General features: G+C 71.9%; 9 protein-coding genes. 6 read left to right on the forward strand and 3 right to left on the reverse strand.

Translation table 11 applies throughout. The annotated features are described in order from the left end of the window. Positions 1–144: 144 nt before the first annotated feature. Positions 145–735 (forward strand): malonic semialdehyde reductase, encoded by a 591-nt coding sequence (locus tag ACFWR9_RS15860; RefSeq protein WP_383841570.1) that lies wholly within the window; start codon positions 145–147, stop codon positions 733–735. A gap of 91 nt (positions 736–826) precedes the next feature. Here ACFWR9_RS15860 and ACFWR9_RS15865 read toward each other — a convergent pair whose 3' ends face one another. After that, the gene (locus tag ACFWR9_RS15865; protein ID WP_383841574.1) at positions 827–1360 is read right to left on the reverse strand and encodes a DUF4245 domain-containing protein; all 534 of its coding nucleotides are present in this window, start codon (positions 1358–1360) and stop codon (positions 827–829) included. Positions 1361–1486: 126 nt separating this feature from the next. On the opposite strand from ACFWR9_RS15865, the gene glpX reads away from it, so the two are divergent. After that, on the forward strand, positions 1487–2518 hold the full coding sequence (gene glpX, locus ACFWR9_RS15870; protein ID WP_383841576.1) for a class II fructose-bisphosphatase: 1032 nt from the start codon (positions 1487–1489) through the stop codon (positions 2516–2518). Between the two features lie 196 nt (positions 2519–2714). Here the strand turns inward: glpX and ACFWR9_RS15875 are convergent, their stop codons facing one another. Both ACFWR9_RS15875 and ACFWR9_RS15880 read right to left on the reverse strand, forming a co-directional pair. Continuing rightward, positions 2715–3095 carry a WhiB family transcriptional regulator gene (locus ACFWR9_RS15875; protein WP_383841579.1) on the reverse strand — a complete coding sequence of 127 codons (381 nt, stop codon included), beginning with the start codon at positions 3093–3095 and terminating at the stop codon, positions 2715–2717. 104 nt (positions 3096–3199) lie between these two features. Continuing rightward, positions 3200–3880 (reverse strand): DUF1707 domain-containing protein, encoded by a 681-nt coding sequence (locus ACFWR9_RS15880; RefSeq protein WP_383841582.1) that lies wholly within the window; start codon positions 3878–3880, stop codon positions 3200–3202. A gap of 211 nt (positions 3881–4091) precedes the next feature. Here ACFWR9_RS15880 and ACFWR9_RS15885 point away from each other — a divergent pair, with 211 nt between their 5' ends. The 4 genes from ACFWR9_RS15885 (at position 4092) to ACFWR9_RS15900 (ending at position 10406) form a co-directional block, all read left to right on the forward strand. Next, a complete protein-coding gene (locus tag ACFWR9_RS15885) occupies positions 4092–5759 on the forward strand; it encodes a fumarate hydratase (RefSeq protein ID WP_383841585.1) in 1668 nt (555 codons plus the stop codon). 79 nt (positions 5760–5838) lie between these two features. After that, positions 5839–7224, forward strand: a complete 1386-nt coding sequence (locus tag ACFWR9_RS15890; RefSeq protein ID WP_383841588.1) for a class II fumarate hydratase — start codon at positions 5839–5841, stop codon at positions 7222–7224. A gap of 76 nt (positions 7225–7300) precedes the next feature. Then, entirely contained in the window at positions 7301–8005 is a 705-nt protein-coding gene (locus ACFWR9_RS15895; RefSeq protein WP_383841591.1) for a DUF402 domain-containing protein, read from the forward strand. Positions 8006–8288: 283 nt separating this feature from the next. Continuing rightward, positions 8289–10406 (forward strand): SpoIIE family protein phosphatase, encoded by a 2118-nt coding sequence (locus ACFWR9_RS15900; protein WP_383841594.1) that lies wholly within the window; start codon positions 8289–8291, stop codon positions 10404–10406. Positions 10407–10520: the final 114 nt, after the last annotated feature.

Here is a 10520-nt window from a genome sequence, read left to right on the forward strand (position 1 = left end):
CCACCCCTTCACCGACGATGTGAAGCGGATCACCGCACTCCTCTTTTGGTTGAACCTTGAACTTCTCTGCCGTACCGTCGTCGCAGTAAACGGCTCCGGCGTCCGACCGGCGTGGAGCCGACGCACCACCGAGGAAGATCACGTATGTCTCTCGTTCTTGACCCCGCCGCCCAGGACCTGCTGTTCCGCGAGGCCCGCACCGCGAACACCTTCACCGACGAGCCGGTGACCGACGAGCAGGTGCAGGCGATCTACGACCTGGTCAAGTACGGCCCGACCGCCTTCAACCAGTCCCCGCTGCGCATCACGCTGGTCCGCTCCACCGAGGCCCGCGAGCGTCTCGTCCAGCACATGGCCGAGGGCAACCGGCCCAAGACGGCCACCGCCCCGCTGGTCGCGATCCTCTCGGCGGACAACGAGTTCCACGACGAGCTGCCGCACCTCTTCCCGCACTTCCCGCAGGCGAAGGACGCCTTCTTCAGCGAGCGCCCGGCGCGTGAGGGCGCCGCCCTGCTGAACTCCGCCCTCCAGGCCGCGTACTTCATCGTCGGCGTCCGCGCCGCCGGCCTGGCCGCCGGTCCCATGACCGGCCTGGACTTCGAGGGCATCCGCAAGGAGTTCCTGGACGACGACCACACCCCGATGATGGTCGTCAACATCGGCCGTCCGGGCCCGGACGCCTGGTTCCCGCGCTCCCCGCGCCTCGCGTACGACCAGGTCGTCACGACGGTCTGAGCCCCGCGGAACGACCGCGGAACGACCGCGGCGCGACGCGCATGACGAAGCCCCCGGCCCCTGCCGGGGGCTTCGCGGCGTAGGCCGCGGCTCACGCCAGCTTCAGTGCCGCCGCCATCTTGCCCAGCTGCTCGAACGACCCGGTGCCGGCCACGACCGTCGTCGCGCCCTTCATGCCGGAGTCACCCTCCAGCACCAGCGCGTCGTACCGGCCACCCGTGTACCGGGTCCACGTGCGGCCACCGATCTCCTCGGTCCGCTCGGTGGCCCGCGCCCCCTGGCTGGCGTCCTCGATGAACGAGGCGGGCTTCTTCGTGGACTGCTCGATCGCCACGTACTCGCCGTCCGGGGCGCGGAAGCCCAGGTGCCAGGCGTCGAAGTCGGCGCCCTGGAAGCGGACGGAGGTCGGCTTCCAGTCCTCGGACAGGCCCTCGGGCGCCGCCACCGGGTACGTCGCGGCACGCTGCGCGGTCAGCAGCTCCACCCGGTAGTCGACCCGCTTGACGTCCGGTTCGCCGTCGTCGTGCGGAATGAAGATCCAGATCACGCCCGCCGCGAGGACGATGAGCCCGAGGGAGAGGATCATGTCCCGGGCCGACTTCTGCTTGCCTTTCATACCTGCCACGCCCCCTATCGTCGCAGGTGCCTGATCCGCTCAAACGTGGGGTCCCCTGCTCATTTTGTCGGACTGACGATAGAGTCATGGCCATACCCTCATCCGGCCGTCGTCGTATCAGAAAGGTGCGCTCCGATGACCGAGCATCATCTGCCGTCCGAGCTGGACGTCCCCTCAGAGGCCCCCGACCGCAACCTCGCCATGGAACTGGTGCGGGTCACCGAGGCCGCGGCGATGGCCGCCGGCCGCTGGGTCGGGCGCGGTGACAAGAACGGCGCCGACGGTGCCGCCGTGCGTGCCATGCGGACCCTCGTCCACACCGTCTCGATGAACGGCGTCGTCGTCATCGGTGAGGGCGAGAAGGACGAGGCCCCGATGCTCTTCAACGGGGAGCGGGTCGGCGACGGGACCGGCGCCGAGGTCGACATCGCCGTCGACCCGATCGACGGCACCACGCTGACCGCCAACGGCATGACCAACGCCATCGCGGTGCTGGCCGCCGCCGAGCGCGGCTCCATGTTCGACCCGTCCGCCGTCTTCTACATGGACAAGCTGGTCACCGGCCCGGATGCCGCCGACTTCGTCGACATCAACGCGCCCGTGTCCGTGAACATCCGCCGGATCGCCAAGGCCAAGCGGCGCACCCCCGAGGACGTCACCGTCGTCATCCTCGACCGGCCCCGCCACCAGGGCCTGATCAAGGCGGTCCGGGAGACCGGCGCCCGCATCAAGCTGATCTCCGACGGCGACGTGGCCGGCTCCATCCTGGCGCTGCGCGAGGGCACCGGCATCGACCTGCTGCTCGGTGTCGGCGGCACCCCCGAGGGCATCATCTCGGCCTGCGCGGTGAAGTGCCTGGGCGGCACCATCCAGGGCAAGCTGTGGCCGAAGGACGACGAGGAGCGGCAGCGCGCGATCAGTGCCGGGCACGACCTGGACCGCGTCCTGACCACCGACGACCTGATCTCCGGGGACAACGTCTTCTTCGTCGCGACCGGCATCACCGACGGTGAGCTGCTGCGCGGGGTGCGGTACCGGTCGGAGACGGCGACGACCGACTCGATCGTGATGCGGTCGAAGTCGGGCACGGTGCGGAGGATCGATTCCGAGCATCGGCTGAGCAAGCTGCGGGCGTACAGTGCGGTGGATTTCGACCGGGCGAAGTGACTCTGTCGGTTGTGCGGGGCGCCTATTGAGGTGGGGGTGCCTGGTGATTGGCGGGTGCGGGTGCGTCGTGGCTGGTCGCGCCCACGCGGCGGAGCCGCACATCGTCAGCGCCCCGCGCCCCTGAGCCAACTGCCCCCACGGCATGACAAAGGGCGCCCCTTGTACGGAGGGGCGCCCTTCGTCGCGTCGGTGTCTACTAACCCGCCGCGGCTATGCGGGGCGCTGGCGTGCGCGGGGTTTTCTTCAGTTCGGCCTCGCGGCGGCGGCGCCTGGCCAGGACCACGCGGCGTTCGGCGGCGGTGAGGCCGCCCCAGACGCCGTAGGGCTCGGGCTGGAGGAGGGCGTGCTCGCGGCACTCGACCATGACCGGACAGCGGGCGCAGACGCGCTTGGCGGCCTCCTCGCGGGAGAGCCGGGCGGCGGTCGGTTCCTTGGAGGGGGCGAAGAACAGTCCGGCCTCGTCGCGCCGGCACACCGCCTCGGTGTGCCACGGAGCGTCTTGGTCCCTGTCCCGCACCGGCACCCGCTGGGCCGGAACGGCAGCTACCTGCAGGGACGAATGCGGCGGTTGCAGCACGGTCTACTCCTGACGACGGCTTCGCGAGCGAGAGACGATGCGTCAAGGCTTACCCGTTGTGCGCGTGCCTATGCACTGGGTTCCCAACGGCTGCCGACGGTGCGCTAGAGATGCTTGCGCAAACCCTTCTCGACTCTGCGGTGCACCCGGTCCAGGAGGTCCGCGACGACCTTGCCGCGCTTCGGACGCGCCTCCACATGGCCCAGCACGGCCCAGCCGTCCACGTAGACGACGGGGGCCTCGGGCTCGTCGGAGTCGAGGGTGTGCACCTCGAAATTGCCGAGCACGCCGCCGCCCGTGCCGCGCAACGACACGTTCTCCGGGACGCGGACCTCGACGCTGCCGAAGACGGAGAACGCCTTGATCACGACCTGCTGGTACTCGAAGACGGCCTCGCTGAGGTCTATCTCGACGCTGCCGAAGACCGCGTACGCGTGGATACGGCGGCTCGCCCGCCAGCGGCCCTTGCGGACGGCGCTGCTGAACACCGCCACCACGTTCTCGTCGGGGTCCGGGGGGATGGCGCCGGCCGTGGGCCGGTTGGGGGCCGGAGCGGCGGGCGGCCTGCCGTGGTGCGCGGCGGGCAGGTCGCGCACGAAGACGTCCAGCTCGCCGACCGTCTTGGCGGCCAGCACGCCCTCGACCCGCTCGGCGTGCTCGTCGGCGGTGAGCCGCCCCTCGACGAGGGCGTCGCGGAGCATGTCGGCGACGCGGTCACGGTCGGCGTCCGAGGCGCGCAGCTCGGAGGTGCGCGGTGCGGGCTGGGCGTGCTTCAGAAGGTCCACGGCAGCAGCGTACCGAAACGCGATAGATCGCGACTACCCCTGTGGACAACCTTGTCGCCGCCCGGCCTCGGCTTCCATGCGCCTTACTGAGCCTTACCTCACAAGCTCGGCGCCGCGGGCAGGTTCTACGCTGGTTGGCGCTGCCAATGGAGGCCAGCCGTCGTTGCTGAGGAATCCAGCCGCGCGTGATGTCGAGTGAGGAATGGGCGAGATGCCTGAGTTCGCGTACACCGATCTGCTTCCCCAGGGTGCGGACACCACTCCGTACCGACTGGTGACCTCCGAGGGTGTCTCCACCTTCGAGGCCGACGGGCGGACCTTCCTCAAGGTGGAGCCCGAGGCGCTGCGCAAGCTGGCCGAGGAGGCCATCCACGACATCCAGCACTACCTGCGCCCCGCCCACCTCGCGCAGCTGCGCCGCATCGTCGACGACCCCGAGGCGTCGGGCAACGACAAGTTCGTGGCGCTGGACCTGCTGAAGAACGCGAACATCGCGGCGGCGGGCGTGCTGCCCATGTGCCAGGACACCGGCACGGCCATCGTCATGGGCAAGCGCGGGCAGAACGTGCTCACGTCGGGCGGCGACGAGGAGGCCCTCAGCCGCGGCATCCACGACGCCTACAAGAACCTGAACCTGCGCTACTCGCAGATGGCTCCGCTCACCATGTGGGAGGAGAAGAACACCGGCTCCAACCTCCCGGCCCAGATCGAGCTGTACGCGACCGACGGCGGCGCCTACAAGTTCCTGTTCATGGCGAAGGGCGGCGGGTCGGCCAACAAGTCGTTCCTCTACCAGGAGACGAAGGCCGTCCTCAACGAGTCCTCCATGATGAAGTTCCTGGAGGAGAAGATCCGCTCGCTCGGTACGGCCGCCTGCCCGCCGTACCACCTGGCGATCGTCGTCGGCGGCACGTCGGCCGAGTACGCGCTGAAGACCGCGAAGTACGCCTCCGCGCACTACCTGGACGAGATCCCCGCCGAGGGATCGGCGCTCGGGCACGGTTTCCGGGACAAGGACCTGGAGGAGAAGGTCTTCGAGCTGACGCAGAAGATCGGCATCGGCGCGCAGTTCGGCGGCAAGTACTTCTGCCACGACGTGCGCGTGGTGCGGCTGCCGCGGCACGGCGCCTCGTGCCCCGTCGCGATCGCCGTGTCCTGCTCCGCCGACCGGCAGGCGGTCGCGAAGATCACCGCCGAGGGCGTCTTCCTGGAGCAGCTGGAGACCGACCCCGCGCGGTTCCTGCCGGAGACGACGGACGCACAGCTGGACGAGGCGGGGGACGTCGTCAAGGTCGACCTCAACCAGCCGATGGACGACATCCTCGCCGAGCTGACCCGTCATCCGGTCAAGACCCGGCTGTCCCTGACGGGTCCCCTGGTCGTGGCCCGCGACATCGCGCACGCCAAGATCAAGGAGCGGCTGGACGCGGGCGAGGAGATGCCGCAGTACCTGAAGGACCACCCGGTGTACTACGCGGGTCCGGCGAAGACTCCCGAGGGCTACGCCTCCGGCTCCTTCGGTCCGACCACCGCCGGGCGCATGGACTCCTACGTGGAGCAGTTCCAGGCGGCGGGCGGCTCCAAGGTGATGCTCGCCAAGGGCAACCGGAGCAAGCAGGTCACGGACGCGTGCGACGCGCACGGCGGCTTCTACCTCGGCTCCATCGGCGGGCCGGCCGCGCGGCTCGCGCAGGACTGCATCAAGAAGGTCGAGGTCGTCGAGTACGAGGAGCTCGGCATGGAGGCGGTCTGGAAGATCGAGGTGGAGGACTTCCCGGCGTTCGTCGTGGTGGACGACAAGGGCAACGACTTCTTCCAGGACCCGGCGCCGGCACCGACGTTCACGTCGATTCCGGTACGGGGGCCGGGGCTGGCGTAGCTCGGTCACCAACAGGGCCGATGAGGCCGGTCGGGGGCGGTGCCGGAACATCCGCACCGCCCCGCACGCTGTATCCGGTATGAGCGACTACCGCATCGAGCACGACTCCATGGGCGAGGTCCGCGTCCCCGTGGACGCCAAGTGGCGGGCGCAGACGCAGCGTGCCGTCGAGAACTTCCCCGTCTCCGGTCAGCGCATCGAGCGCGCCCACATCGAGGCGCTGGCCCGGATCAAGGGCGCGGCGGCGAAGGTCAACGCCGAGCTGGGGGTCCTGGACAAGGACGTCGCCGCCGCGATCCAGGAGGCGGCCGGTGAGGTCGCCGAGGGGAGGTGGGACGAGCACTTCCCCGTGGACGTGTTCCAGACGGGGTCCGGCACCTCGTCCAACATGAACACCAACGAGGTCCTCGCCACCCTGGCCACCGAGCGCCTCGGCCGCGACGTGCACCCCAACGACCACGTCAACGCCTCCCAGTCGTCCAACGACGTCTTCCCGTCCTCGATCCACATCGCCGCCACCGCCGCCGTCACCCGCGACCTGATCCCGGCCCTCGACCACCTCGCGGGCGCCCTGGAGCGCAAGGCCGCGGAGTTCGCCGACGTGGTGAAGTCCGGGCGTACGCACCTGATGGACGCGACGCCGGTCACCCTGGGGCAGGAGTTCGGCGGGTACGCGGCGCAGGTGCGGTACGGCGTCGAGCGGCTGAACGCCTCGCTCCCCCGCCTCGCCGAGCTGCCGCTGGGCGGCACCGCCGTCGGCACCGGCATCAACACCCCGCCCGGCTTCTCCGCCGCCGTCATCGAGGAGGTGGCCCGCGCGACCGGGCTGCCGCTGACGGAGGCGCGCGACCACTTCGAGGCGCAGGGCGCCCGGGACGGCATCGTCGAGACGAGCGGACAGCTGCGGACCATCGGCGTCGGGCTGACGAAGATCGCGAACGACCTGCGCTGGATGGCGTCCGGGCCGCGCACCGGGCTGGCGGAGATCTCCCTGCCCGACCTCCAGCCGGGTTCGTCCATCATGCCCGGCAAGGTCAACCCCGTGATCCCCGAGGCCGTCCTCATGGTCGCCGCCCAGGTCACCGGCAACGACGCGACCGTCGCGGCGGCGGGCGCGGCCGGCAACTTCGAGCTGAACGTCATGCTGCCGGTCATCGCCAAGAACGTACTGGAGTCGGTGCGGCTGCTCGCCAACGTCTCGCGGCTGCTCGCCGACCGGACCGTCGACGGCATCACCGCCCACCGGGACCGGGCGCGCGAGTACGCCGAGTCGTCGCCCTCCGTGGTCACGCCGCTCAACAAGTACATCGGGTACGAGGAGGCGGCGAAGGTCGCGAAGAAGGCGCTGGCCGAGCGGAAGACGATCCGTCAGGTCGTCCTGGAGGGCGGGTACGTCGAGCGCGGCGACCTCACCGGCGAGCAGCTGGACGAGGCGCTGGACGTGCTGCGGATGACCCGTCCGTGACGCGACCGCCGTCGTGAAGGCGGACGCTCTCGCGATCACCGGCGCGCCGGGTGGCCACGGCACCTAATATCTGTCCATGGCAGACGGTGAAGCGGTGAGCGAGGCCACGGAGGCGGGCGGTGCGGCGGCCCCGGCGGAGTTCTGGGCGCCCGGGAGTCACCTCCTGTGGCGGTACCGGGAGAACGGCGGCCCGCGCTTCCACATCGCGCGCCCCGTCACCGTCGTACGGGACGACGCCGACCTGCTCGCGGTGTGGCTGGCGCCCGGCACCGAGTGCGTGAAGCCGGTGCTCGCCGACGGTACGCCCGTGCACCTGGAACCGCTGGCCTCGCGCTACACCAAGCCGCGCACCGTGCAGCGCGACCGGTGGTTCGGCACCGGTGTGCTGAAGCTGGCGCGGCCCGGCGAGCCCTGGTCGGTGTGGCTGTTCTGGGATCCGGGCTGGCGGTTCAAGAACTGGTACGTGAACCTGGAGGAGCCGCTGACCCGTTGGGAGGGCGGCGTCGACTCCGAGGACCACTTCCTGGACATCTCCGTCCACCCGGACCGCACCTGGTACTGGCGGGACGAGGACGAGTTCGCGCAGGCCCGGCGGGACCGGCTGATGGACGCCGGGGAGGCCGAGCGGGTGCGGACGGCGGGCCGCGCCGCGGTCGCGGAGATCCGCGCCTGGGGCTCGCCGTTCGCCGACGGCTGGGAGGACTGGCGCCCCGATCCGGGGTGGGCGGTACCGTCGCTGCCGGGGGACTGGGATCGCACGCCCGCGCACGTGTCCTCATGAGACCCTTGAAGTGCCCCCGGGCAACAAACGTAGGATCGTCCTCCGCAAGGGAGCGCGGCAACGGCAACCGGCGGAGCGTGCGCTGTGCTTGACCGATCGTCACCGAGGGGCGGCAGGACGTGAGCGAGGGGTACGAGGGCAACACGGAGACGGGCAGCGGAAGGCCCGCCGGTGACACAGCAACAGCCTCTGACCACGCGGGAACCCGGTTCCTCGGGCACGTATTCCGGGTATCGGGTTTTCTGCGGGACGAACTGCACGCGCCGCGCGCAGTCCCGGACGGATGGATTCGACACGCGTGACGGAGCACCCGACCTCCTTCGACCGCCCCCTGACGGGCGCCGACCCCACGGACCCCCGCGGGGCGCTCACGCGTACCCCCGTGGAGCCGCGCGCCTCCGGGTCCGCGTTACCGGCACAGGGACGCGCGGGAGAGACACCGCCCACCGCGGGCACCGACTCCCCCGGCGCCTTCGAACACGCCCAGCCGGGCGCCGAGCAGGCCGCCGAGCCCGACACGCACCGCCCGCGTCCCGCGGCCGAGGGCGTCCCGGTGCAGCCGGGCGGCGTGCCGTCCGGGCCCGCGGCGCCGGCCGGTCCGGACCGCCGGGCCGTGCCGGAGCCGGAGCGGCGGACCGTGCCGGAGCCGGAGCGGCGGACCGGGCAGCCCACCGCGCCCGGGCAGCCCACGCCGATGCGGCGTGACGGGGACCGGCTGCGGTTCGTGGGAGCCGCGACCCGGCGGATCGCCCGGGGCATGGACCTGGACGAGATCGTGATGGGCCTGTGCCGGGCCACCGTGCCGACGTTCGCCGACGCGATCCTCGTCTACCTGCGCGAGCCGCTGCCGGTCGGGGACGAGCGCCCCACCGGCCCGCTGGTGCTGCGGCTGCGGCGCACCGACCGGATACCGGCCGAGCGGGACACCGAGGGCGGCTTCATCCCGGCCGCCCAGCCGGAACCCTCCGAGCTGGAGGCGGTCGGCTCCGAGCTGTGCGAGGTGCGGCCGGGCAGCGCGCTCGCCGAGGTGCTGCGCGGGGTCCGTCCGGTCTTCACGGACACTCCGGCCGCCAGCGCCGCGCTGCCGGAACTGCTCGGCGACGGACGCGAGTTCGCCGTGCCCGACGGCCGCCGGGCGATCCTCGCGCCGCTGCGCGGCCGGCGCCGGGTGATCGGCGCCGCGCTGTTCCTGCGCGGCCCGGAGCGCGTCGCCTTCGAGGCCGACGACCTGCTGGTCGCCGCGCAGCTCGCCACGCACAGCGCCCTCGGCATCGACAAGGCGGTGCTGTACGGGCGTGAGGCGTACATCGCCGACGAGCTGCAGCGCACGATGCTCCCGGAGAACCTGCCGCGCTGCACCGGCGTACGGCTGGCCTCCCGCTACCTCCCGGCCGCCGAGACCGCGCGGGTCGGCGGCGACTGGTACGACGCCATCCCGCTGCCCGGCAGCCGGGTCGCCCTGGTCGTCGGGGACGTGATGGGCCACTCCATGACATCGGCGGCCATCATGGGCCAGCTGCGGACCACGGCGCAGACCCTGGCCGGGCTCGACCTGCCCCCGCAGGAGGTGCTGCACCACCTCGACGAGCAGGCCCAGCGCCTGGGCACCGACCGCATGGCGACCTGCCTCTACGCGGTGTACGACCCGGTATCGCACCGCATCACCGTCGCCAACGCCGGGCATCCGCCGCCCGTGCTCCTGCACCTGGGCGGCCACGCCGAGGTGCTGCGGGTACCGGCCGGTGCCCCGATCGGCGTGGGCGGCGTGGACTTCGAGGCCGTGGAGCTGGACGCCCCCGCCGGCGCGACCCTGCTCCTCTACACGGACGGGCTGGTCGAGTCCCGGCTGCGGGACGTGTGGACCGGCATAGAGCAGCTGCGGGAGCGCCTCGCGGCGACCGCGCAGCTCACCGGCCCGGACCATCCGCCGCCCCTGGAAGCCCTGTGCGACGAGGTCCTCGACATGCTGGGCCCCGGCGACCGGGACGACGACATCGCGCTGCTCGCCGCCCGCTTCGACGGCATCGCGCCCAGCGACGTGGCGTACTGGTTCCTGGAGCCGGAGGACGCGGCGCCCGGCCAGGCCCGTCGGCTGGCCCGGCGCGCCCTCGCCCGCTGGGGCATGGAGGACCTCACGGACGCCGTGGAGCTGCTCGTCAGCGAGGTCGTGACCAACGCCGTGCGGTACGCCTCCCGGCCGGTCACCCTGCGGCTGCTGCGCACGGACGTGCTGCGCTGCGAGGTCGGCGACGACGTGCCCCAACTGCCCCGGCTGCGGCAGGCGCGCGCCACCGACGAGGGCGGGCGCGGACTGTACCTGGTGAACCGGCTGGCCCGACGCTGGGGCGCGACGCGGCTGAGCACGGGCAAGGTGGTCTGGTTCGAGCTGAACCGGGGCTGAGTCGTGGGGCCGGGGGGTGGGGGGGGGCGGGCCGACCGCCGGCCGCCCGCGCGCGCCCGCCCCCCCCCCGGCGGCGCGGGGCCCCGCGCGGGGGGGGGGGGGGGGGGCGCGCGC

It is taken from the genome of Streptomyces sp. NPDC058534 (assembly GCF_042717365.1).
Taxonomy (GTDB): domain Bacteria; phylum Actinomycetota; class Actinomycetes; order Streptomycetales; family Streptomycetaceae; genus Streptomyces.